Here is a 23,183-nt window from a genome sequence, read left to right as displayed (position 1 = left end):
CATCAGTCTTCGTTGTACCGATAGCCGATCCCGTACAGCGTCTCAATTGCCGAAAAGGAATCATCCGCCGTACGCATCTTCTTGCGCAGACGCTTGATGTGGCTGTCGATGGTGCGATCGTCCACGTAAACTTGGTCGTCATAGGCCACGTCCATCAGCTGGTCGCGCGATTTCACGAAGCCGGGACGTTGGGCCAATGCCTGCAACAGCAGGAATTCGGTGACGGTCAGCGAGACATCATTGCCCTTCCAGCTGACCGAATGGCGCAGCGGGTCCATCCGCAGGTCGCCGCGCTCCATCACTTTGGTATCTTCGGTGTCGCCCACTTCATCCGTGGCGACCGCATCCTGCCGACGCAACAATGCGCGGATGCGTTCGACCAGCAAACGCTGGCTGAACGGTTTCTTGACGTAATCGTCCGCGCCCATGCGCAAACCCAGCACTTCGTCGATCTCGTCATCCTTGGATGTCAGAAAGATCACCGGCATCGAGGTTTTCTGGCGCAGCCGCTGCAACAGATCCATCCCGTCCATGCGGGGCATCTTGATATCCAGAACCGCCATATCCGGCAGCCCCTTGTTAAAGGCGTCCAATGCCGCCTGACCGTCATTATAAGTTTCGACCTCGAAGCCTTCAGCCTCAAGCGTCATAGAAACAGACGTAAGAATGTTCCTGTCGTCGTCCACCAACGCAATCTTCGACATTGCCTGTACCCTTTTATTGCTGCTCAATATAGTTTTTTGACCATACATCCAGATTTTATCGGGCCGAATCAATCCTTAAGTGCGAATCACCAGCCCCTAATGCCCCAATTGCGCCACAATTTGATTAGGAATGGCTAAATTGACGCACTTTCCCGATTTACGAGAAGCCGGAAAAAGGGCTGTGGCAACCCGCATGGGCCAAAGATCGCGGTGATGGCGCTAACTGTGCCAAAGCGTCCTGTTCATGTCTGGAAACGTCATGTTATGAGGCGCTCAGGCCATGACGGCCGCGACGCTGACGCGCCTAAACTTAGTACCATCCGCCCGTGGCGGCGACAGGGAGACGACATATGACATCTGGACGGGTGAACCCGAATTTCCGGCTTGAAGATCAAGGGATCAAGGAGCTGGGCAATGTCTATTACAACCTGATCGAGCCTGCGCTGGTTGAAACCGCGCTCGCCCGTGGCGAGGGCACTTTGGGCAAAGGTGGCTCGTTCCTGGTGACCACCGGCAAATTCACCGGCCGCTCGCCCAAGGACAAACACGTTGTCAAAACTGACAGTGTTGCCGACAACATCTGGTGGGAAAACAACGCCGAGATGTCCGAAGAAGGCTTTGACGCGCTTTACAATGACATGCTGGCCCACATGAAGGGCCGCGACTATTTCGTGCAGGACCTGGTGGGCGGTGCCGACCCCGCTTATGCCATCAACGTCCGCATGGTGACCGAGCTGGCATGGCACGGCCTGTTCATCCGCCACCTGCTGCGTCGCCCGGACCGTGAGGACCTGGACGATTTCACCGCGGATTTCACCATCATCAACTGCCCCTCGTTCAAGGCAGACCCGGCAAAGCATGATTGCAAGTCCGACACGGTGATCGCACTGAACTTTGACCGCAAGATCATCCTGATCGGCGGCACCGAATATGCGGGCGAGAACAAGAAATCCGTGTTCACCCTGCTGAACTACATGTTGCCCGAAAAAGGTGTGATGCCGATGCACTGCTCGGCCAACCATGCGACGGGCAACCCCGTCGACACGGCCGTGTTCTTTGGCCTCAGCGGCACCGGCAAGACCACGCTTTCGGCTGACCCGTCGCGCACGCTGATCGGCGATGACGAACATGGCTGGTCCGACCGCGGCACGTTCAACTTCGAAGGTGGCTGCTATGCCAAGACGATCAACCTGAGCGCCGAGGCCGAGCCGGAAATCTATGCCACGACCGAGAAATTCGGCACCGTGATCGAAAACATGATCTTTGATGAAGAAACCAAGGATCTGGATTTCGCCGACGACAGTCTGACCGCGAACATGCGCTGCGCTTACCCGCTGCACTATATCTCGAACGCATCGAAAAGCGCGCTTGGCGGCCATCCCAAGAACATCATCATGCTGACTTGCGATGCCTTTGGCGTCCTGCCCCCCATCGCGCGCCTGACACCGGCGCAAGCGATGTACCACTTCCTGTCCGGCTTCACCTCGAAAGTCGCCGGAACAGAACGCGGCGTGACCGAGCCCGAGCCCACCTTCTCGACCTGCTTTGGCGCGCCCTTCATGCCCCGTCGCCCCGAGGTCTACGGCAACCTGCTGCGCGAAAAGATCGCCCAGCACGGTGCGACCTGCTGGCTGGTCAACACCGGCTGGACCGGTGGCGCCTATGGCACAGGCAGCCGGATGCCAATCCGCGCCACCCGCGCCCTGTTGACCGCCGCACTGGATGGCAGCCTGGCCAACGCCAAATTCCGCAAAGACCCGAACTTTGGCTTCGAAGTGCCGGTCGCCGTGGACGGCGTGGCCGACATCCTGCTGGACCCGCGCCGCACATGGGACAACCCCGAAAGCTATGACCGTCAGGCCAACAAGCTGGTCGAAATGTTCGCAACGAACTTCGAGCAGTACCTGCCCCACATCGACGACGACGTCCGCGCCGCCGCCATCGGCTAGGGTCTGCGGCCCGAGGCCCGGAAAGACAAAAGCCCCCGCGGCCATCCGGCGCGGGGGCTTTTTCATGGGATGTCACAACAGGATCAGGCGGCAAGCTCCAGTGGCACCTGAATGATATGCTGAATATCCTCGTGGCCCATATAGACCATGTTCCCCTCGACCGGCTTGTTCTGACCGGTGATTTTCCAGCTCAGGCAATAGGGGTCCACATGCATGTACCCCTCGCGCTCGGCCAGCCCCCGACGGGCAATGGTGCGCGGCATGAACCCAAAAACATAGTCGGGCTGCCAGTGTAGCTGGCTGCTGAGAAAGGCAAAACGCGCGAGAATATCAACAATGCCCCGCCCGCGATAATTGCCCTCTTCGGGGTTGATCCACATCTCGCCGTGATAGCAGACCCGCCCCGATATCCGCCGCGCGCCCGGACCCGACCTGTACCACGAATCGTCCAGATCAATCGGCACGCCCGACGGCGGATAGGCGCGGAAGTTGCGGTTCATATGATCGGCCAGCGTCTGCCCTTGCAGGTCGATCAATCGCACCGCCTGCGTCTGCACGATCTTGCCCTGCGGATTGCGCCCCACCGACCAGAACCCTTTGCCGTCGGACAGGTCCGACCGGGCCGGATCGAACGGCAGGCTGACCGGTTGGCTGGGTCGAAATTCGGAAATCAACGCCTTGTAGAGATCAAAGTCTTCCCCGACCGTCAGATACAACTGGCGTTGCGCCAGCAAATCAACTGTCTCGGTCAACAGACGCGACCCCTCGAATACGTCGTGTATGCTCATCAGGATTCTCCCGGTTTGCCGCAGGGTTTCAAAGAACAACCAGACGCGAACAGCCCTTTTGGCGTTCGTATCGGAAACAATTACACTGAGGCACATACACCAGATCGACGCCATTTGCATCGTCGCAAACAGCGAACGACACGCTCAGGCCTGCGTCTGCCGCGCAAGAGCGGTCAGATGCTGACGTGCATCTCCAGGCTGGAATCCATCGAATTGATGTACTCGGGCGGCAGCTCATCGATTTCCAGCGCATTGGTGCGCTCGATGATATTCACCAGCGCAAAGCTGTCATCGGGAAACCGTGCCCCCAGCAACAACCGCGTGTAGCTGAGCGGGACAAGTGGCGTGCCTGCCTTGCGCGCGACCGTGGTGTGGATGTGATCAAAGCGCAGCCCGTGGTTGGCGGCGATCTCGTGAAAGGTGCCTTCCATGATGTCACCGACCAACGGCCCGCCCGGCAACGCTTCGAGCGTGCGCCCGATCGAACTGCTTTGCCATTCCCAGCCGAACCATGTCGCAAATGACGATTCACGTCCCACATCGACGCAAACCCATTGCCGGTCGTTCGGGCGAAACACCATCGCATAGGGACGCACGGGCTGAAAGGCGGGGTGTTCGATGTTGCCGCCGGACTCGGCCCAGCATCGCACGCTGTTGCGCAAAAAGTCCGACCCTTGTACCCAGATTTCGGACAGGGGCCGCTGCTGCAGGAAAAACCGCCAGTCGCCCTCGGACTTGGCGATCCTCAGCATCCCGTATTCAAAACCAACCTCAGAGCTGAGCCACGCATTCCCGCGCGACAGCAAAGTTTGGGCTTCGGTCAGTGCGCTGGCACCGCGTTCGGTCAGTTCGTAACGCCGGTCCCTGATTCGAAACAGCTCGAATCCCTTGGCTTGCTCTAGATAGGTTATGTGCCGCCGCACCGTTTGACGGGTGCTACCCAGTTCTTCCACAGCCCGAGTCAGATTTAAATGGCGCGCCAAAGTTGTAAATGAGCGCAGCATTTCAAACAGTAGTGGTTGATGCTCGTGCAGAAAATTCGTAGGCCTGCGTGTGATTTGAGGGCTCCCTATCCATCACTTTCACCATCAATGGTGCATAAATCACTCATTGGTGCAATATAAATATACCACAAATGTAAAAATCTAGGCACTTGATTATGAGCAATAATTCTTGGATCACTGCCCAAGTTACAACCGGAGGTACTAAGACAGATGTCTCATCCTGTAGATATTCATGTTGGCCGTAAGCTAAAACAGGCTCGTACGTTGCGCCGTATGTCGCAAACTGATGTCGCTCGCCACCTGAAACTTTCATTTCAACAAATTCAAAAATACGAAATTGGTTCCAACCGCATCGCAGCAAGCCGTCTTTATGACCTGTCGCGTATCCTCGACGTCCCCACATCCTATTTCTTCGAAGGCCTGCAAGATTTCAACGACACTGCAGTCCGCGATCCTGGACTGGATATCGTAAGCGCGGTTGCCTCGATTGACGACGAACAGATCAAATCGCGGATCGTCACCTTTATCGAAGACGTTTCCGGGCGCACTGTGGCCAAGTCTGCCTGAAGATCACCCAACCAACGCGCGGCGCATCAGGTTCAGCCCTGCCACAAGCAGCACGAACAGCGTCGCGCGACGGAACACCACCTGGTCAATCCGGTCCATGACCTGACGCCCACAGAACATACCGATCAGCGCCGGCACGATCATCACCGCACTCAGCGGCCAGGTCGCCGCGTTCAGCACGCCCGACCCGATGTGCGCCCCCACCAATGACACAGCCCCCAACCCATAGATCACGCCCTGTGCGCGCATCTGGTCGTGTTTCTGCGTGCCAAGTGCCGTCAGATACATCACCGTCGGCGGCCCCCAGATCCCGGAGATGCCGCCAAGAAACCCCGCCACCACGCCAATGATCACCTCGAACGTGGTGCTTTGCCCGTTCAACGTCAGCGTCCAGCCAACAATCTGCATCAGCGCAAAGCACGTGACCGGCACGCCAATGATCAGCAACATCACCTGCATGGACAATACGCTGACCAGCTGCGCACTGAGGATCAGCACAACAGCGCCAACCATCAGATAGACTTTGAACTTGGCAATCGACTCCCACGCCGCACGCGGCCCCTGCCGCAGCGCCTGAATGCCATTGGTCGCCAGCGTTGGCAGCATCAGCATCGCAAGCGCCAGATCCGGGGCCAGGAACGTCGATAACCCCGACACAAAGATCATCGGCATCGCAAAGCCCACAACGCCTTTGACAAAGCCCGCCAGGATCGCGATGGCCACGGCAAGGCCCAGTTGGGTCGGTGTCAGCAGTGTCAAAAAAATGTCCATGGGGACGCTATACCATCCTCATTTTCCGCTGCACCCGCAAAAACATCGCGTAACTTTCGATCAAATTGACGCACGCACACGCAAATAAGTTGCGCTGCACCTGCGAAGGAACTATCTCATCCGGCAAGCAAGCAAGGGGATATGAGCCATGGCGCACGATGGACAAGACATGACTTCGGCCACTTCGGTGATTCTGGACGATCTTTTGAAAAAGACCGCCGACGCAATCGCACCGGTCGATGCGATTCTGGAAACGGCCAAGGACAAGCTGCGCGGCCTGCTGAGCAAGGACGGCCGCGTGTCCGCTGCCCTTGTCGAACAGAACCAGACCGCCGCACATGGCCTGGCCTGGTTGGCCACATATGTTCAGGCCCTGCACCAGATGCAGAAATGGGCGACGGCCCTGACTGAAAATGGCCAGTTCGGCGAGGTGGAAAAGCTGATCCTGCAAATCGGGGTGGGCGAATATCTGGGCCAAATCCAGGGCGGCATCCCGATGAACCAGGGCGAAATCCTGCGCCCGCATGATCTGGGTCTGACCGCGAATGACATGGCGGACCTGTCCGCGCCTGCCACCATGGCGTTGATCCAGCACGGCAACACCCAGGCCGCACGCCTGCGCCTGGTCGCACTCATGCAGGAACGCAACGCCGAGATCACCGTCGGCGTCACCGGTCTGGATGACGAACTGGAAATGATCCGTGAACAGTTCCGCCGCTATGCGCTGGAAAAGGTCGAACCCTTTGCCCATGACTGGCACCTCAAGGACGAGCTGATCCCCATCGAGGTCATCAACGAACTGGCGGAAATGGGCGTCTTTGGCCTGACTATCCCCGAAGAACATGGCGGCCTTGGCCTGTCCAAAGCATCGATGTGCGTGGTCTCGGAAGAGCTCTCGCGCGGCTATATCGGCGTCGGTTCGCTGGGCACCCGCTCGGAAATTGCCGCCGAGCTGATCATCGCGGGTGGCACTGATGCGCAAAAGGCCAAATGGCTGCCTGCCATCGCCTCGGGCGAGACGCTGCCGACGGCCGTGTTCACCGAACCCAACACCGGATCGGACCTTGGCTCCCTGCGCACCCGCGCCGTCAAGGACGGGGACGACTACAGGATCACCGGCAACAAGACGTGGATCACCCACGCGGCCCGCACGCACGTGATGACCTTGCTGGCGCGGACCGACCCGAACACGACCGACTACAAAGGCCTGTCGATGTTCCTGGCCGAGAAAACGCCCGGCGACGATGCCAACCCCTTCCCCACCGAGGGCATGACCGGCGGCGAGATCGAGGTGCTGGGCTATCGCGGCATGAAGGAATACGAGCTGGGCTTTGACGGGTTCCACGTCAAAGGCGAGAACCTGTTGGGCGGCGAAGAGGGCAAAGGCTTCAAACAGCTGATGGAGACCTTTGAATCCGCCCGCATCCAGACCGCCGCGCGTGCCATCGGCGTGGCGCAATCTGCGCTGGATATCTCGATGCAATATGCCCAGGACCGCAAACAATTCGGCAAATCGCTGATCGAATTCCCACGCGTTGCCAACAAGCTGGCGATGATGGCCGTCGAGATCATGATCGCGCGTCAGCTGACCTATTTCAGCGCCTTTGAAAAAGACCAGGGACGCCGCTGTGACGTCGAGGCCGGCATGGCCAAGCTGCTGGGGGCCCGCGTGGCATGGGCGGCGGCCGACAATGGCCTGCAAATCCACGGCGGCAACGGCTTTGCGCTGGAATACAAGATCAGCCGCGTGCTGTGCGATGCGCGAATCCTCAACATTTTCGAGGGGGCCGGCGAAATTCAGGCACAGGTCATCGCGCGGCGTTTGCTGGGATAAGCCCCGTCAGACAGCCCGTTTAACGGGCACAGCGCCCAAATGCACCGCAAGCTTCCGCGCATATGCTGCACTTGCAGCATATGTCGCTTGTGAGGTGCCCCGCGACCCTCTACACCCGTTGGCATGAAACATGCCCGTCTCAATCGCGAGAAATGGATCAACGCAGGCATCACCGCCCTGCGCAGCGATGGTCCACCGGCATTGCGCGCCGAACCACTGGCGCGTCGTCTGGGCACGACCAAGGGCTCGTTCTACTGGCACTTTACCGATGTCCCGGCCTTTCACGAGGCCCTGCTGGATCACTGGAAGACCCAGGCCTTTGCCGATGTGGTCGCCCTGCTCGAAGCTGACGGCAACGCCGCGACCCGCCTGCAAGACTTTGGTGCCCATGTTCTGGACGACACCACAGCCCCTGCAATCCGGTCCTGGGCGCAGGAAAACAAAGACGCGGCAGACGCGCTGGCACAGGTGGATGCCGAACGGCTGACCTATATGGCGACCCTGTTGTTGCAACTGGGCCTCAAGAACCCCGATTTTGCCCGCGCCGCCTATGGCGCGCTGATCGGGATGCCGATGCTGCCCAAATCCAAACGGCACGATTCCGCCAATGCCTATACCGCCTTGATCGACCTCGTGCTGGCATTGCGCTAGTCAGCGCCATGCGCATTGCCCTGATACTCGCCCTGACCTTCGCCGTGTCCTGCAAAGCAGATGAAACCGCCCGCGCCTACGGTGCCGGTGGCAAGACATGGACCCTGACCGAAATCGACGGCCAACCGTTCAATGCGATGGCCTCGCTCAGCTTTCCCGAGGTCGACAAAATCGCCGGGCGCGGCCCCTGCAACGGCTTCTCTGGCACGATGTCGGTGCCCTACCCGTGGTTCAAGACCGGCCCGCTGCGCAGCACCCGCCGCGCCTGCCCGGCACTGGGTGACGAGACGCGCTATTTCACAGCCCTTCAGGACATGACCCTGATCGAAGTGTTGGGCGACGTGATGATCCTGAAGAACGAAAAAGGCCGCGAAATGATGTTCAGAGCCGCCGACTGAACGCCTCGACAAACCGTGCACGGGCCACAGGCAAGGCGCGGTTGCCCTGATCGGCAGCCAGATGCGTCTCCAGGAAATATCCGGTGGTCCGCAGCCCCTGGACAATCTCTGCGTCCGGCGCATCGCCACGGCCACGCAGCACCTCGGGCAGGGGCAGCATCCGGTCCACCCATTCACCCGCCCCCTCTGCCGACACCGCCCGCCCTGACCGGGGCGAGACATAGACCAGCCCCTCGGTCGCGCCAGTGACCGCGCAGGCCGACAGGTCCAGCCCGTATCCCATCTCTTCCAACAGCGCCAATTCCCACCGCAAATAGGCCAGCGGCCAGATCTCGTTCTGCCCCATCAGATCCAGCAAGGCTTCGGTCCGCCGGTACAGCGGCGCGTGCACCTCGCGCTCTGGCAGGCAAAAACACAACAGTGACGTCACCGCGTTCAGCCCCGCCAGCGACAACCGGTCGCCCATCGCCTGCGCGGCGCGGCTGCGCACGGGTTCTACTGTAAAGCTGCCGATGTGATCCTCAAGCCGCGCACGCCATGCCACGTCAAGCTGTGCGCCCGGTTGCAGGATCGGTGCAATCTTGCGGCTGGTCCCTCCGCGCACCACGCCCGCGTGGCGGCCGCGATCTTCGGTGAACACCTCGATGATCACCGATGTCTCGCCGTGTTTGCGCGCGGCCAGCAATATGCCTGTCCCCCGCCAGTCCACGCTCAGGCCAGCCCGTCGTGATCCAGCAGATGCCGCCCCGCGCGGTCCTCGACCTCGACCACCCACAGGTCAGGATCGAAACCGCGCTGCCGCGTCACCACCGCGTCAACCTCGGCCTCGGCGCCGCGCGCCAACTCCGCCCAGACGCGCGCATCGCTTTGCAAGTCAAAACTGCGGTGAAACACCACCGCCTGCCCGTCCAGCGTGTTCAGCTTGACCAGAACCGCGCCGCCCGTGTCATCGCCATGCGACACGACAAAACCCGGTATATCGAACAACCGCAGCCGCGTCAGATAGGCATCAACCCAGAACCGTGCAGTCAAACGGCTCATGGCTTCATCTTGCCCGATAAACTCCCCCCGGAGGGTCGGTTGGCCAAGAGATCAGGCGTTGCCATCTTTGAAATCCAGCCCCATCTGCGAATACCGCTCGGCCTCTTCCTGCCACTTCTCGCGCACCTTGACCTGAAGGAACAGGTGCACGCGACGGCCCAGAAACTCTTCCAGCTCGGCGCGGCTGGCCTTGCTGACAGATTTGATCGTCTCGCCCTTGTTGCCCAGAATGATGCCCTTGTGCCCCTCGCGGCTCACATAGACCACCTGATCAATCCGTGCGGTGCCGTCCTTGCGCTCTTCCCAGTTCTCGGTCTCGACCGTCAACTGATAGGGCAATTCCTGATGCAGCCGCAGGGTCAGCTTTTCACGGGTCATCTCGGCGGCGATCATGCGCATGGGCAGATCGGCAATCTGGTCCTCGGGGTACAGCCACGGGCCTTCGGGCAATTGACCGCCCAGCCACGTGCGCAGCGCATCGACGCCAAAGCCCTTCTCGGCCGAAATCATGAAGGTTTCGACAAAGGCGTAGCGGTCATTCAACTCCTTGGTCAGCCCCAGCAGAACCTGCGATTCCACGCGGTCGATCTTGTTGATCGCCAGCGCGACCTTGCGGCCTTCGCCAACGGTCGCCAGCCCCTCCAGGATGCGCTCCACGCCCTCTGTGACGCCACGGTGCGCCTCGACCATCAGGACCACCACATCGGCGTCCGCAGCCCCGCCCCATGCGGCCGCAACCATAGCGCGGTCCAACCGGCGGCGCGGCTGGAACAAGCCCGGCGTGTCCACGAACACGATCTGCGCGTCACCCTCGATGGCGACACCGCGAATACGCGCGCGAGTGGTCTGGACCTTGTGGGTGACGATCGACACCTTGGCCCCGACCATGCGGTTCAACAGGGTGGATTTGCCGGCGTTCGGCTCTCCGATCAGGGCGACGAAACCGGCGCGGGTGCTCATTTGGTTTTCTCCATTTGCGCCAGCAATGCGGCGGCGGCGGCCTGTTCGGCCTGACGTTTCGATTTGGCGGTGGCCTGCGCGCTGGCCCCGTTGGTCAGCTTTGCAGCAATCGTGAAAACGGGCGCATGATCCGGCCCTTCGCGGTGCACTTCGACATAGCGTGGCGGCTGCAACCCTTTGGCCTGCGCCCATTCCTGCATCGCAGTCTTGGCGTCGCGGGCGTCGGCGTCGACATCGTTGATACGCTTGCCCCAGAGCCGGATGATCATCGCCTGCGCCACGTCAAAGCCCGCGTCCAGATAGACGGCGGCAATCACAGCCTCCATCGCGTCGCCCAGCAGCGCCTCTTTGCGGCGCCCACCTGACAGCATCTCCGACCGGCCCAGCCGCAGAACCGCACCCAGATCGATCTCGCGGGCCACATCGGCGCAGGTTTCCTTGCGCACCAGCGCGTTGAACCGCGGCGCCAGCTTGCCCTCGGCGGCGTCAGTGTCCGCCTCCAGCAGCGCCTGCGCCATCGCCAGCCCCAACACCCGGTCGCCCAGAAACTCAAGCCGCTGGTTGTCGCCGCGCGTGGGCGACGACATCGACGCATGTGTCACGGCCTCGGTCAGCAGCGTCGGATCGGCGAACTCGTGTCCGATACGGTGTTGAAAGTCTTTGAGCTCGCTCGAAATTTTCATCAATACGCCTAGTGAATACCCTTGAAGAACCGGTCGCCGCGCCAGGTCCAGAAGAACAGCATCGACCGCCCCGCGGACGAGAACATGATCCGGTCCGCGCGGCCAATAAGGTTCTCATATGGCACGAAACCGACGCCACCGGCCAGTTGCGAAAACCGACTGTCAAGCGAGTTGTCGCGGTTGTCACCCATGAAGAAATACTGTCCCTCGGGCACCTGGAACACATTCGTGTTGTCCGAACTCTGGTTGGCCGTATTCAAAACAGTATAGCTGACCCCGTTGGGCATTGTCTCGATATACGCCGACTTGGTGCAATCGCCACCTTCGCCGACGGGGCCGTTTTCACAGCGCGGCACCAGCCCCTGCGGTCCCTGACGCTCCATCGACTCGGTGAATGTCCCTGCAGGTTCTTGCGGCAAGGGTTCTCCGTTCAGGATCACGATGCCGTCCTTGACCTGCACCGTGTCACCCGGCACGCCAATCAACCGCTTGATATAATCGCGTCCCGACACAGGGTGACGGAACACCACCACATCACCATGTTTGGGCGTGCCGCCAAACAGGCGTGTGTTGTCGCCGTCAAAGACACCGCAAATGTCTTCGGCGTCCACGTCCAGACCGATCCTCGGTATCACGATGCTGGGGCAGGACGCGTAGGAATAGCCGTAAACCATCTTGTTCACGAACAGGAAATCCCCGATCAGCAGCGTCTCTTTCATCGAACCGGACGGAATCCAGAACGGCTGAAAGAAAAGGGTGCGGAAAACGCCTGCGATCAGCAGCGCATAGACGATTGTCTTGATCGTTTCGACGAATCCGTTGCCGGATTTTTCCTTGGCAGCCATGGGACGCTCCTGCTTGGGTCACGCTGCTACATGCGGGTGCAGCGTCAAGGTGTCAAGGCAGGCCACATGCGGCCAATGCGTCAACCTGCTATGGGCCGCGCCTCGATCAGCACAAAGGCCTGTGCCCAGGGGTGATCGTCGGTCAGCGTCACGTGAATGATCGCTTCGTGCCCGGCGGGGGTCATCGCGGCCAGCCGCTCGGCAGCCCAGCCGGTGACATGCATCACGGGTTGTCCGGTGCGCAGGTTGCTGACGGCCATGTCGCGCCATGAAATGCCCATGCGCAGGCCCGTGCCCAATGCCTTGGAACAAGCCTCTTTCGCAGCCCAGCGTTTGGCATAGGTGCCCGCCACGTCGCGGCGCCGCTCGGATTTGGCCTGTTCCACCTCGGTGAACACGCGGTTGCGAAATCGGTCACCGAACCGGTCCAGCGTGCCTTGGATACGCTCGATGTTGGCCAGATCGGTGCCAATGCCCAGGATCATCGTGCGGCAATCTCGCCGGTCGCCTGATTGATCGTGACGGTCACCGTTGTCGCGTGGTTGTTCACGCCGTCCACATAGGTCTCGACGGGAATGGTCACCGACAACCCTTTGACCGGATCATATCGCGCCTTGGCGCGTGACAGGAACATGTTCGCCCAGCCGCCGGCCTCGGTGCTGACCAGGCGGCATTGCGGGAACGGCTCGTCCTTTGACGGATAAACCACCATCACGCTCAGAACGCAGCACACCGGTTCCTGCGTGTCCAGCGCCACCAACCGGATCGCCCCATTGGCAAAGGTGCGCGTCGGATCTGTCCAATAGACGTTCTCGGCCGAGGCGCGAAAGCCTTCGCAGGCACTGACCTTCACCTGGGCCAGCGCCGGTGCCGCCGTCAGGCCCAGAACCAAAGCGGCGCGGATTAATGCAGACATCATTCGACCATACTCCAAAAGCTCACGGCAGCCGCTTCACTTCGCTGCGGGCGCCCAGGGCAAAGAACACCCGGGACACCAATATATAAACAATCGCCATCACCGCCACCATCGCGGCGACGAATCCGATCCCCAGGCTGGACAAATCACCCAGCAGTGCAGGCGCCACAACCAACACAACCGCCGCCAGCAACATCGAAAGCATGACACCAAACAGCGCAAACAGCCCCGCCATTTTCCACGCTTCACGATTTTCCGGCCGCCGCCCCGTCGCACGCACAAACCGCGCCCCCTCGTTCAGCGTGGTCAGCATGATCGGGATCAACGAAACCCCGCCCGAGCTTAAATCAAAGCCCAGATATTGGCGGATCAGATAGAGCAGCACCGGAAGGCCGATGCTCAGCCCTAGGTAAAACGTGGCAAAGCGCGGAATGTTGAAACGATACTCACCCACGGGCTTCGTCCATCAGGCGGCGCATCTCGGCGATGGCCGGCTGCAATCCGCGAAAGATCGCCTCGCCGATCAGGAAATGCCCGATGTTCAATTCCATTACCTCGGGAAAGGCCGCCACCGGCTGCACGGTATCATAGGTCAACCCGTGCCCCACATGCACCTCCAGCCCCAGCCCGTGTGCAAAGGTGGACATCTCGCGCAGCGCCTCAAGCTCACGGTCGCGGTCGTCAAAGCGTCCCTCGTGGTGGGCATCGCAATAAGCCCCGGAATGCAGCTCGATCACCTGTGCGCCGATACGGTGTGCCGCTTCGATCTGGCGCTGGTCCGCGCCGATAAAGATCGACACGCGGCAGCCGGCATCGCGCAAGGGGGCGATGAAATGTGCCAGCTTGTTCTCTTCGCGTGCCACTTCCAGCCCGCCCTCGGTGGTGCGCTCCTCGCGCTTTTCCGGCACGATGCACACGGCGTGGGGGCGGTGGCGCAGGGCAATCTGCTGCATCTCTTCGGTTGCGGCCATCTCAAAGTTCAGCGGCACCGTCAGCACCTCCATCAACCCCTCGATGTCCGCGTCCGAAATATGCCTGCGGTCCTCGCGCAAATGCGCCGTGATGCCGTCACAGCCCGCCTCTTGCGCGATCCGCGCGGCCCGCAGCGGGTCAGGCGTGTCGCCGCCGCGTGCATTGCGCACCGTGGCCACGTGATCAATGTTCACCCCCAGACGAAGGGACCCAAGCGGTTTCATAAGCTACTCCAGATCGTATTTTGCGCCGCAGCCTAATGCCCGACGCGCCCAAGCGCGAGGGCTTCTTTGTACCGATACACCGGCCTTCATCTTGCCAGGTAAACTCCGGGGGCGCGCCGCAAGGCGCGGGGGCAGAGCCCCCTATTCCTGCTCCGAGCGCGCCTCGGACTTGCTGGCCGCCTTGGCTGCAGCCTTTTCCGCAGCCTTGGCCTTCAGCGCCTCGAACTTGGCCTTGATCGCGCCCTTGCGCCGTTTTTGATAGGCGCGCAACAGCGGCACAGAGATATAATAGGCAATTGTCCCGCAAATGATCCCCGGAATGATCCCCCCCACCAGATAGGGGAAAAACACATCATGGAAGAACCGGTCCAACCCGGTCCAGTTCGTCGGATTGCCCTGCACGACCGCAATCAGGTTGTCCCACAGATCCGCCGCCGCGTCATAGAACTTGCCCCCGAACGACCGGTGTTCTTCGGGGTCCATGCGGGTGCCCAGCAGCCAGTGACCGGTTTTCAACGACGCGATGCCGATGGGCACATAGGTCAGCGGATTGCCAAAGAACGTGGCCATCAACGCCGCCAGCAGATTGCCGCGCATGGCCTTGCCGACAAGAGCCGCCACCACGAAATGCAGGCCGTAAAACGGTGTAAACGTCGTGAACACACCGGCCCAGATGCCCCGCGCAATGCGTTCGGGCGTATCGGGCAGCCGCCGCACCCGGTGTTTGACATAGTGAAACGCACGGGTCCAACCCCCGCGCGGCCACAAGGCCTCGGCCAATGCGCGCAGGAACGGTTTGGGATCTCGACGTTTGAAGATCACCGTATCAGGGTCCTTCCCGTTCGGATTCAGGCGGTACGCGCCGGATCGGCTGCACCTTTTGTGACATCGCGGAAGCGCTCGATCGACGCAACCTCGCTCTCGGCTTCAAGTGTCAGCATCAGCGAATGCAAATGCTCCACATCGCGCAGTTCAACATTTATCAGCAGGCGGTAAAAGTCCGGTTTCCGGTCCAGGAACTCTAAATCCGAAATATTTGCGCTGCTGTCGCCGATCAAGGTGCAGATCCGGCCCAACACCCCCGCATCGTTGCCAATCGTCATATCCAGCGTGGCCCCGTAAACCGCCGGGTGGCTGCCGTCATGCCAATGCAGGTCCAGCCAGCGGTCGGGCTGATCGTCGAAATCCACCAGCCGCTGACAGTCGATCGAATGCACGACCACGCCCTGTCCGCGATAGGTGATCCCAACGATACGTTCCCCCGGCAAAGGCTGGCAACAGGTGGCCCGGTCAAAGCTTTGCCCCGGCGACAGGCCGATCACTGCGCGGCGCTTGTCGACCTTCTTGCCGGTTTTGGGCGCAAGATCGGGATAGACCGACTGCACCACTTCACGACCCGTCAGTTCGGCGCTGCCCAGGCGCGCCAGAACCTCGTCACCGTCCGAAAGCCGCAGGTGTTTGGCCGCGGTGTCCAATACCTTGTCCGTCGCCTTGCGTCCGACATTGGAGAACGCCGAGCGGGCCAGCTCGTGCCCCAGCTTGATAAACCGTTCGCGATCCGCTTCGCGCAGCGACCGGCGCACGGCCGACTTGGCCTTGCCGGTTGTGGCGATCTCAAGCCATGTGGCCTGCGGCGTCTGACCCTCTGCAGTGATAATCTCGACCGACTGGCCGTTTTTCACCCGCGTCCACAGCGGCACCCGCATTCCGTCGACCTTGGCGCCCACACAGGCGTTGCCGATCCGCGTATGGATGGCATAGGCGAAATCAATCGGCGTCGCCCCACGGGGCAGCTTCACCACGTCGCCCTTGGGCGTAAAGCAGAACACCTGATCCGAATACATCTCAAGCTTGACCGCTTCGAGAAAATCGTCGTGATCGTCTTCGTCGTTGAACTGTTCGGTCAGCCCCGCAATCCACTTGACCGGATCAACCGCAAAGGGGTTCTGCGACCGCACACCGTCGCGATAGGACCAATGCGCCGCCACGCCGCTTTCGGCCACATCATGCATCTGGCGGGTGCGGATCTGCACCTCGACCCGCTTGCCGTCCCGGCCCGACACGGTGGTGTGAATCGAACGATATCCGTTGCTCTTGGGCTGGCTGATGTAATCCTTGAACCGGCCCGGCACCGCGCGCCACCGCTGATGGATCGCGCCCAGCGCGCGATAGCAGTCTTCTTCGCTTTCAGTGATCAGGCGAAAGCCGTAGATGTCCGACAGCCGCGAAAAGCTCAGGTCCTTTTCCTGCATCTTGCGCCAGATCGAAAACGGCTTTTTCGCGCGGCCAAAAACATCCGCCTCGATATCGGCCTTTTCCAGCTCGTGCCGCATGTCGTTGGTGATCCGCTGGATCACGTCACCGGTTTCCCGTTGCAAGGTGACAAAACGGCGGATGATCGACGCGCGCGCCTCGGGGTTAAGCACCCGAAACGCCAGATCTTCCAGCTCTTCGCGCATCCATTGCATACCCATGCGACCCGCCAGTGGCGCAAAGATATCCATCGTCTCGCGGGCTTTTTGCACCTGCTTGTCGACGCGCATCGACTTGATCGTACGCATGTTGTGCAAACGGTCCGCCAACTTGACCAGAATCACCCGCATGTCCTTGGACATTGCCATGAACAGCTTGCGGAAATTCTCGGCCTGCTTGGTTTCCAGCGAACTGAGTTGCAGGTTGGTCAGCTTGGTCACGCCATCAACCAGCGTGGCAACATCGTCGCCGAACAATTCCGATACGGTCTTATAAGAGGCTTTGGTGTCTTCGATCGTGTCGTGCAACAGCGCGGTGATGATCGTGGCATCATCCAGTTGCTGTTCGGTCAGGATCGCGGCGACGGCCACGGGGTGCGTGAAATACGGCTCGCCCGAGTGGCGAAACTGCCCCTCGTGCATCTTCGCGCCGTAATCATAGGCGGCGCGAATAAGATCTTCATGTGTCTTGGGGTTATAATTGCGGACCAGCGCGATCAGGTCGTCGGCAGAGATCATTTGGTCCGCACCTTAAGGCGTTAGCCTTGCCCCTGAGCCGCCATCAACTGACGCAGCAGCATTTCTTCGGTCATGCTGTCTTCGTCGGGCTTGTCAGCTGTTTCCTGACCCATCAAAAGCGCCATTGCGTCTTCTTCCGGCTCGTCGATTTCGATCTGGTTCTGGTTGCTTTCGATCATCCGCTCGCGCAGGTCATCGGCACCTTGGGTTTCCTCTGCGATCTCGCGCAGGGACACGACAGGGTTCTTGTCGTTGTCACGGTCGACAGTGACAGCGGAGCCCGCCGAAATTTCGCGCGCCCGGTGTGCGGCAAGCATCACCAGTTCAAAGCGGTTTGGAACCTTATCTACGCAGTCTTCGACTGTTACGCGGGCCATTTGGGTGCTCCTGCATCGGACAATAACATCAGAAGACGTGTATTTAGGCGCTTCCGGCCCTGATGACAAGGCGAAAACAAGCGCCAAAGCGACGCAGCGCCGCGTGTTACAACGGCACGACCTCGGCCCGAAGCGCAGGGTCCAGCGCGTCGCGCATCTGTACCACAGTCTGCCCTGTCACCGGATGCACCCAGTCGGGTGCCACATCCGCCAGCGGCACCAGCACAAAGGCGCGTTCATGCATTCGCGGATGCGGCAGGATCAGCTGGTCAGGGGTCTCTTTCATCTGCTGCGCAAGCGGCAGTTCGCGCCAGCGGGCATAGGTTTCACGGTCCGGCAACACCTGATCCCCGACGGCAATCAGGTCCAGGTCGACCGTGCGCTGCCCCCATCGTTGCACCCGCTCCCGCCCCAGCTCGGCCTCGATCCGATGTAACGCTGAGATAATATCACCTGGGGTAGAATTCCACTTTAAGGAGAGTGCCGCATTGACATAATCCGGCCCGGCGCCTGCAGGAAAGCACGGCGTCGCATAAAACGGGCTGGCGTTGCGAATCACCCCGCCCGCCTTTTCCAGCTGCACATAGGCAGTTTTCAGCGTTTCTTCCGGCGTTCCGGCGAAAGACCGCTGATTTGACCCCACGGCAATCAGTATATCTGACCGGAATTGCATCAACTCAACGTCCCTTTTGACCGCCTGCATGGCTTGCAGCATAATTAAAAATACATATTTTCGCCCGGTACGCTCTGTCTTAATTCACCAACACACTCACGGAAACAGGCAGGCGGGGCGTTTTCGAAAGGACGTTTCATGTTTTATAAGGACGAACGGCTCGCGCTGTTCATCGACGGATCCAATTTGTATGCCGCAGCGAAAGCATTAGGTTTCGACATCGACTACAAATTGTTACGTCAAGAGTTCATGCGTCGCGGCAAGCTCCTCCGCGCATTTTACTACACTGCGCTTCTGGAAAATGACGAATACTCGCCAATTCGCCCTCTGGTTGATTGGCTGAACTACAACGGCTTCACCATGGTCACGAAGCCAGCCAAGGAATACACCGATTCCATGGGCCGCCGTAAGGTCAAGGGCAACATGGACATCGAATTGGCAGTCGACGCAATGGAGCTTGCTCCGCGTGTGGATCACATCGTTCTGTTTTCGGGCGACGGGGATTTTCGCCCGCTGATCGAAAGCTTGCAACGTCAAGGCGTACGAGTCTCGGTTGTGTCCACGATCCGCAGCCAGCCCCCGATGATCTCGGACGACCTGCGGCGTCAGGCCGACAACTTTATCGAGTTGGAGGAACTGAAGGACGTGATCGGCCGTCCGCCCCGCGAAGAGGACATGGCACAGCGTCCCAGCGCGGTTGCGAACGAACGCTAACCCCGACGGGCTGCACATCCCAGGCGCATTGCGCAGCCCCAGCAAACCATCAAACCGGGCCTTCCCTCTCGAAGGCCCGGTTTTTTTTGGTGACAGACCTCTGCCGGACTCAGACAGATTTGATCGGCCGAAACGCCATGTGTGGAGGCCCACAGGGTTTACGCCGCCCGCCTGACGACCTACCTGTCACATATCACCACCCCGGAGCCTGTCATGCCGTCCAAACCGCCCCTGACCCTGTATCTTGCCGCCCCGCGCGGGTTCTGCGCAGGCGTGGACCGCGCCATCAAGATTGTCGAAATGGCCCTCGAGAAGTGGGGCGCGCCGGTCTATGTGCGCCACGAAATCGTGCACAACCGCTTTGTCGTCGACGGGCTGCGCGACAAGGGTGCGGTTTTTGTCGAGGAACTGGACGAATGCCCCGACGACCGTCCCGTGATCTTTTCCGCCCATGGCGTGCCCAAGGCGATCCCCGCCGCCGCCGAGGGTCGCCAAATGGTCTACGTCGATGCCACCTGCCCGCTGGTCAGCAAGGTCCACATCGAGGCGCAGCGCCATTCCGAGGCTGGCCTGCAGATGATCATGATCGGTCATGCCGGGCACCCCGAAACGATCGGTACCATGGGCCAATTGCCCGAAGGCGAAGTGTTGTTGGTCGAAACGCCCGATGACGTCGCGCAGGTCGAAGTCCGCGACCCCACGCAACTGGCCTACGTCACCCAGACAACGCTGAGCGTGGATGACACCGCCGACATCGTGGCCGCACTCAAGGCACGGTTTCCGGGCATCGTGGGTCCGCACAAGGAAGATATCTGTTACGCCACCACCAACCGCCAGGAAGCGGTGAAAGCCATCGCGCCCAAATGCGACGCCATGCTGGTGGTGGGCGCGCCGAACTCGTCCAACTCGCGCCGTCTGGTCGAGGTGGGCGCACGTGCCGGCTGCGACTATGCCCAACTGGTCCAGCGCGCCGCCGACATCGACTGGCGCAGCCTGGAAGGCATCACCTCGATCGGCGTGACCGCTGGGGCCTCCGCCCCCGAGGTGCTGATCAACGAAGTCATCGACGCGCTCAAAGCCCGCTTCGACGTGACCACGGAACTGGTCGAAACCGCCGTGGAACACGTCGAATTCAAAGTGCCCCGCGTGCTACGCGCCACCGCCTGAGGAGGTTCCCATGACAAAGACCACCGGCCTGAACCATCTTGGCCTGACCGTACGCGATCTGGACACCACCACCGGCTTTTTCGTCAAATGCCTGGGCTGGCTGCAAACCGCCCAGGACTTTTCCTATCCGCGCACAACCGTGACCGATGGCAACTTGCGCCTGACCCTGTGGCAGGCCGATGCAGAGGCCCGCGACTTTGACCGGCACACCCAGATCGGCCTGCATCATCTGGCGCTGTCGGTTCAGGATCAGACACACCTGCAGGACACCGCCGAACTGGTCGCCGGCTGGCCGGGTGTGAACGTCGAGTTCATGCCCGAACAGATGGGCGACGGCCCCCGCCAGCACATGATGTTCACCGAACCGGGTGGCCTGCGCATGGAATTGGTCTGGGACGGCCACTAAGACGACCACCTGACAGGACACGCCCACCATGAACACGATCCCCCGCGCACCTCTGGTCCTGGGCCTTCTGGGCCTGCTGCCCTTTGTCTGGGGCGCCGCCACGGTTCTCAGCCCCGATCTGGCCGACTGGTGCATCCGCACCTTGGGCTCTCGCTTTGTCGGCCCTTACGTGCAGCTGTTTTACGGCGCGGTGATCCTGTCGTTCATGTCCGGCGTGTTGTGGGGTTTCGCCACCAAGACCCAAGGGGCGCAGGCCGCCACCGGCTATGCGCTGTCTGTGATCCCGGCCCTCTGGGCCTTTGTCATGACCGGCAACGGACCCGAGGCGGCGGGGTTGAACCTGATGGTGGGTTTTGCGGGCCTGTTGCTGCTCGACTTTGCCTTCTGGCGCTGGGGCCTCGCACCGGTCTGGTGGATGCACCTGAGGGTGCTTCTGACCGCTGTCGTGCTGATCTGTCTGGCCATCGGAATATTTGCATGAGCGACAAGGCCACACTGGATGTCTACGCGGCCAAGGCTGCCGATTATGCCATCATGACTGATTACGATGACCCGCAGCTAAGCGACTTCATGGTCGCCCTTGGCACGGGCCGCGTGCTGGATCTGGGCTGTGGGCCGGGACGGGCTGCGGGACGCATCGCACGCGCAGGCTTCGACGTGACGGCCATGGATGCCGTGCCCGAAATGGTGGCAATGGCCGCCCGCCACCCCGGCGTGACCGCCCGACTTGGCACCTTTGACGACATCAGCGGCACCTACGACGGCATCTGGGCCAACTTCAGCCTGCTGCACGCCCCGCGAGCCGACATGCCGCGCCACCTGTCCGCGATCAAGGCGGCTTTGCGCCCGGGCGGCCTGTTCCACATCGGCATGAAACTGGGCACCGGCGCCGCCCGCGACAGCATCGGCAGGCTCTACACCTATTATTCCGAACCCGAACTGGCCCGCCTACTGACCGACGCGGGGTTTAGCATCGATGCCCGCGCATATGGGCGCGACAAGGGGCTGGACGGCACCTATGCTGACTGGCTATGTCTGCGCGCTCATGGCTGATTTATTTGCATATACCGATGGCGCGTGCAGCGGCAATCCCGGCCCGGGCGGCTGGGGCGCGCTGATGCTCGCAATGGACAATGGCGCGGTCGTCAAACAGCGCGAGCTGAAAGGCGGCGAGGCGGCCACCACCAACAACCGCATGGAACTGCTGGCCGCGATCAACGCGCTTGAAGCGCTTGAGCGGCCCAGCAAGATCACCGTGGTGACCGACAGCAACTATGTCAAAAATGGCATCACCGCGTGGATCTTCGGCTGGAAGAAAAACGGCTGGAAGAACGCGGCAAAGAAACCCGTGGCCAATGCCGAACTGTGGCAGCGTCTGGATCAGGCACAGGCCCGCCACGACGTGACCTGGAAATGGGTCAAGGGCCACGCAGGCCACCCCGAGAACGAGCGCGCCGATGCGCTGGCGCGCGCGGGCATGGCCCCCTTCAAGACCAAGTCGAAATGAGGCTGGTCGCCTGCCCCGTCGCCCTGCACCCGGATGGGGCACCGCGCCGTCTGGCTATCGCAACCCACCCGCAAATTGCATTGGTTCACGCCGAAATCGCCCCCAATGCCCGCCCCGAGAACACAGCCGCACAGGCGCTTTATGCCATCGGCGGGCTGGAAACACGCGCCGCGCTGCTTCTTGGAACCTCTGACGACATCGTTGCGGGCGAACGCTGGCATTTCGCCCTGTGCCGCACGGTCCCGCCCGTGCGCGCCCAATGGCAGAACGCGGGCCCCGACGGCACCCTGCAACGCTTTGGCTGGCTGGCGCTGGACGACACATTGCCCGACGGCCTGACCGCGCCCCACGACCGCGCTATCGACTGGATCAGGGCCGCGCTATGAGCTGGCTGGCGCTTCTCGATTTCGGCTCGGTCATGATCTTTGCCCTGACCGGCGCGCTGGTTGCCAGCCGGGCCCAGATGGACCCCGTGGGGTTCCTGTTCATCGCCTGCCTGACCGCCATGGGCGGCGGCACCCTGCGTGACGTTCTGCTGGACCGCAATCCGGTCTTCTGGATCGCGCAACCCACCTATATCGCCGTCGCATGTGGGGCGGCCATCGTGGTGTTCTTCACCGCACACCTGCTGGAAAGCCGCCTGCGCACGTTGGTGTGGCTGGATAGTCTGGCACTGGCCATCGCGGTCCCTGCGGGCGCGGGCGTGGCGCTGGACCTTGGCGCACCCGCCCCGATCATCATCCTGATGGGCATGATCACCGGCTGCATGGGCGGCCTGATGCGCGATGTGGTGGTGGGCGACGTGCCCGTGGTGCTGAAACAGGGCGAACTTTACGTCTCGGCGGCCTTTGGCGGCGCTCTGGCGCTGTGGCTCACCTCGACCTACATCGCCACCGGCCTGCCCGCCCTTGTCGCAGGCGCAGGCGTCACATGGGCCTTGCGTGCCGGATCACTGGCCTTTGGCTGGCAATTGCCCACCTACCGGTCGACCCCGCCAAAATCCTGAACCCGGTCACATCTCTGGTTCAAGAACCTTCCCCAA

30 protein-coding genes are annotated in these 23,183 nt (G+C 61.1%); 13 read left to right on the top strand and 17 right to left on the bottom strand.

Annotation, left to right across the window (positions count from 1 at the left end; genetic code table 11):
• Positions 1–2: 2 nt before the first annotated feature.
• Complete coding sequence (locus BUC08_RS08855) at positions 3–704, bottom strand: response regulator transcription factor (protein ID WP_037928118.1); 702 nt, start codon at positions 702–704, stop codon at positions 3–5.
• 350 nt (positions 705–1,054) lie between these two features.
• On the opposite strand from BUC08_RS08855, the gene BUC08_RS08850 reads away from it, so the two are divergent.
• Complete coding sequence (locus tag BUC08_RS08850; RefSeq protein ID WP_037928116.1) at positions 1,055–2,653, top strand: phosphoenolpyruvate carboxykinase; 1,599 nt, start codon at positions 1,055–1,057, stop codon at positions 2,651–2,653.
• Positions 2,654–2,736: 83 nt separating this feature from the next.
• On the opposite strand, the gene BUC08_RS08845 is transcribed toward BUC08_RS08850, so the two are convergent.
• Positions 2,737–3,441, bottom strand: coding sequence for a hypothetical protein (locus BUC08_RS08845; RefSeq protein ID WP_037928210.1), 705 nt, complete (start codon positions 3,439–3,441; stop codon positions 2,737–2,739).
• A gap of 173 nt (positions 3,442–3,614) precedes the next feature.
• Positions 3,615–4,445, bottom strand: a complete 831-nt coding sequence (locus BUC08_RS08840; protein ID WP_073194188.1) for a LysR family transcriptional regulator — start codon at positions 4,443–4,445, stop codon at positions 3,615–3,617.
• Between the two features lie 210 nt (positions 4,446–4,655).
• On the opposite strand from BUC08_RS08840, the gene BUC08_RS08835 reads away from it, so the two are divergent.
• Positions 4,656–5,012 carry a helix-turn-helix domain-containing protein gene (locus tag BUC08_RS08835; RefSeq protein ID WP_028957209.1) on the top strand — a complete coding sequence of 119 codons (357 nt, stop codon included), beginning with the start codon at positions 4,656–4,658 and terminating at the stop codon, positions 5,010–5,012.
• A 3-nt stretch (positions 5,013–5,015) separates the two neighbouring features.
• Here the strand turns inward: BUC08_RS08835 and BUC08_RS08830 are convergent, their stop codons facing one another.
• Complete coding sequence (locus BUC08_RS08830; protein ID WP_037928113.1) at positions 5,016–5,783, bottom strand: sulfite exporter TauE/SafE family protein; 768 nt, start codon at positions 5,781–5,783, stop codon at positions 5,016–5,018.
• Between the two features lie 148 nt (positions 5,784–5,931).
• On the opposite strand from BUC08_RS08830, the gene BUC08_RS08825 reads away from it, so the two are divergent.
• From BUC08_RS08825 to BUC08_RS08815, 3 genes are all read left to right on the top strand, one after another.
• Positions 5,932–7,617, top strand: coding sequence for an acyl-CoA dehydrogenase family protein (locus BUC08_RS08825; protein WP_037928110.1), 1,686 nt, complete (start codon positions 5,932–5,934; stop codon positions 7,615–7,617).
• 123 nt (positions 7,618–7,740) lie between these two features.
• Positions 7,741–8,268: a TetR/AcrR family transcriptional regulator gene (locus BUC08_RS08820; protein WP_037928107.1), complete on the top strand. Its 528-nt coding sequence runs from the start codon at positions 7,741–7,743 to the stop codon at positions 8,266–8,268.
• A gap of 8 nt (positions 8,269–8,276) precedes the next feature.
• On the top strand, positions 8,277–8,666 hold the full coding sequence (locus BUC08_RS08815) for an META domain-containing protein (RefSeq protein ID WP_028957205.1): 390 nt from the start codon (positions 8,277–8,279) through the stop codon (positions 8,664–8,666).
• Here BUC08_RS08815 and recO read toward each other — a convergent pair.
• The 13 genes from recO to folK form a co-directional block, all read right to left on the bottom strand.
• Entirely contained in the window at positions 8,650–9,375 is a 726-nt protein-coding gene (gene recO, locus BUC08_RS08810; protein ID WP_037928105.1) for a DNA repair protein RecO, read from the bottom strand. The two genes, BUC08_RS08815 and recO, sit on opposite strands and share 17 nt — an antisense overlap.
• A gap of 2 nt (positions 9,376–9,377) precedes the next feature.
• The gene (locus BUC08_RS08805; RefSeq protein WP_037928104.1) at positions 9,378–9,707 is read right to left on the bottom strand and encodes a DUF1491 family protein; all 330 of its coding nucleotides are present in this window, start codon (positions 9,705–9,707) and stop codon (positions 9,378–9,380) included.
• Between the two features lie 51 nt (positions 9,708–9,758).
• Positions 9,759–10,667, bottom strand: a complete 909-nt coding sequence (gene era / locus BUC08_RS08800) for a GTPase Era (RefSeq protein WP_037928101.1) — start codon at positions 10,665–10,667, stop codon at positions 9,759–9,761.
• Positions 10,664–11,350, bottom strand: coding sequence for a ribonuclease III (gene rnc / locus BUC08_RS08795; RefSeq protein ID WP_037928098.1), 687 nt, complete (start codon positions 11,348–11,350; stop codon positions 10,664–10,666). Before rnc ends, era begins: the two co-directional genes overlap by 4 nt.
• Before the next feature lie 8 nt (positions 11,351–11,358).
• Entirely contained in the window at positions 11,359–12,195 is an 837-nt protein-coding gene (lepB, locus tag BUC08_RS08790; RefSeq protein WP_037928095.1) for a signal peptidase I, read from the bottom strand.
• A gap of 80 nt (positions 12,196–12,275) precedes the next feature.
• The gene (acpS, locus tag BUC08_RS08785; protein WP_028957199.1) at positions 12,276–12,680 is read right to left on the bottom strand and encodes a holo-ACP synthase; all 405 of its coding nucleotides are present in this window, start codon (positions 12,678–12,680) and stop codon (positions 12,276–12,278) included.
• Positions 12,677–13,114, bottom strand: a complete 438-nt coding sequence (locus BUC08_RS08780) for a hypothetical protein (protein ID WP_143186707.1) — start codon at positions 13,112–13,114, stop codon at positions 12,677–12,679. Before BUC08_RS08780 ends, acpS begins: the two co-directional genes overlap by 4 nt.
• Positions 13,115–13,133: 19 nt before the next feature.
• Complete coding sequence (locus tag BUC08_RS08775) at positions 13,134–13,565, bottom strand: ABZJ_00895 family protein (protein ID WP_037928090.1); 432 nt, start codon at positions 13,563–13,565, stop codon at positions 13,134–13,136.
• Entirely contained in the window at positions 13,558–14,307 is a 750-nt protein-coding gene (locus BUC08_RS08770) for a pyridoxine 5'-phosphate synthase (protein WP_037928088.1), read from the bottom strand. The genes BUC08_RS08775 and BUC08_RS08770 overlap by 8 nt, the downstream gene beginning before the upstream one ends.
• Before the next feature lie 141 nt (positions 14,308–14,448).
• Positions 14,449–15,129 carry a DUF2062 domain-containing protein gene (locus BUC08_RS08765; protein ID WP_037928086.1) on the bottom strand — a complete coding sequence of 227 codons (681 nt, stop codon included), beginning with the start codon at positions 15,127–15,129 and terminating at the stop codon, positions 14,449–14,451.
• Positions 15,130–15,155: 26 nt separating this feature from the next.
• Positions 15,156–17,297, bottom strand: a complete 2,142-nt coding sequence (locus BUC08_RS08760) for a RelA/SpoT family protein (protein WP_037928084.1) — start codon at positions 17,295–17,297, stop codon at positions 15,156–15,158.
• A 20-nt stretch (positions 17,298–17,317) separates the two neighbouring features.
• Positions 17,318–17,674 (bottom strand): DNA-directed RNA polymerase subunit omega, encoded by a 357-nt coding sequence (rpoZ, locus tag BUC08_RS08755; RefSeq protein WP_028957193.1) that lies wholly within the window; start codon positions 17,672–17,674, stop codon positions 17,318–17,320.
• A gap of 106 nt (positions 17,675–17,780) precedes the next feature.
• Positions 17,781–18,347, bottom strand: a complete 567-nt coding sequence (gene folK, locus BUC08_RS08750; RefSeq protein ID WP_037928208.1) for a 2-amino-4-hydroxy-6-hydroxymethyldihydropteridine diphosphokinase — start codon at positions 18,345–18,347, stop codon at positions 17,781–17,783.
• A gap of 138 nt (positions 18,348–18,485) precedes the next feature.
• Here folK and BUC08_RS08745 point away from each other — a divergent pair, with 138 nt between their 5' ends.
• The 8 genes from BUC08_RS08745 (at position 18,486) to BUC08_RS08710 (ending at position 23,147) form a co-directional block, all read left to right on the top strand.
• On the top strand, positions 18,486–19,061 hold the full coding sequence (locus BUC08_RS08745; RefSeq protein ID WP_037928081.1) for a LabA-like NYN domain-containing protein: 576 nt from the start codon (positions 18,486–18,488) through the stop codon (positions 19,059–19,061).
• Between the two features lie 213 nt (positions 19,062–19,274).
• On the top strand, positions 19,275–20,228 hold the full coding sequence (gene ispH, locus BUC08_RS08740) for a 4-hydroxy-3-methylbut-2-enyl diphosphate reductase (RefSeq protein WP_037928206.1): 954 nt from the start codon (positions 19,275–19,277) through the stop codon (positions 20,226–20,228).
• Positions 20,229–20,238: 10 nt separating this feature from the next.
• Positions 20,239–20,634: a VOC family protein gene (locus BUC08_RS08735; protein WP_037928077.1), complete on the top strand. Its 396-nt coding sequence runs from the start codon at positions 20,239–20,241 to the stop codon at positions 20,632–20,634.
• A gap of 28 nt (positions 20,635–20,662) precedes the next feature.
• A complete protein-coding gene (locus BUC08_RS08730; RefSeq protein ID WP_037928074.1) occupies positions 20,663–21,115 on the top strand; it encodes a DUF3429 domain-containing protein in 453 nt (150 codons plus the stop codon).
• Positions 21,112–21,687: a class I SAM-dependent methyltransferase gene (locus BUC08_RS08725; RefSeq protein ID WP_037928071.1), complete on the top strand. Its 576-nt coding sequence runs from the start codon at positions 21,112–21,114 to the stop codon at positions 21,685–21,687. Before BUC08_RS08730 ends, BUC08_RS08725 begins: the two co-directional genes overlap by 4 nt.
• On the top strand, positions 21,680–22,141 hold the full coding sequence (gene rnhA / locus BUC08_RS08720) for a ribonuclease HI (RefSeq protein ID WP_037928204.1): 462 nt from the start codon (positions 21,680–21,682) through the stop codon (positions 22,139–22,141). Before BUC08_RS08725 ends, rnhA begins: the two co-directional genes overlap by 8 nt.
• Entirely contained in the window at positions 22,138–22,527 is a 390-nt protein-coding gene (locus BUC08_RS08715) for an NUDIX hydrolase (protein WP_037928069.1), read from the top strand. Before rnhA ends, BUC08_RS08715 begins: the two co-directional genes overlap by 4 nt.
• Positions 22,524–23,147, top strand: coding sequence for a trimeric intracellular cation channel family protein (locus BUC08_RS08710; protein ID WP_037928067.1), 624 nt, complete (start codon positions 22,524–22,526; stop codon positions 23,145–23,147). Before BUC08_RS08715 ends, BUC08_RS08710 begins: the two co-directional genes overlap by 4 nt.
• Positions 23,148–23,183 lie beyond the last annotated feature (36 nt).

Source organism: Pseudosulfitobacter pseudonitzschiae (assembly GCF_900129395.1).
Classification (GTDB): domain Bacteria; phylum Pseudomonadota; class Alphaproteobacteria; order Rhodobacterales; family Rhodobacteraceae; genus Pseudosulfitobacter; species Pseudosulfitobacter pseudonitzschiae.
This window is presented reverse-complemented; position numbering and strand designations above follow the sequence as displayed.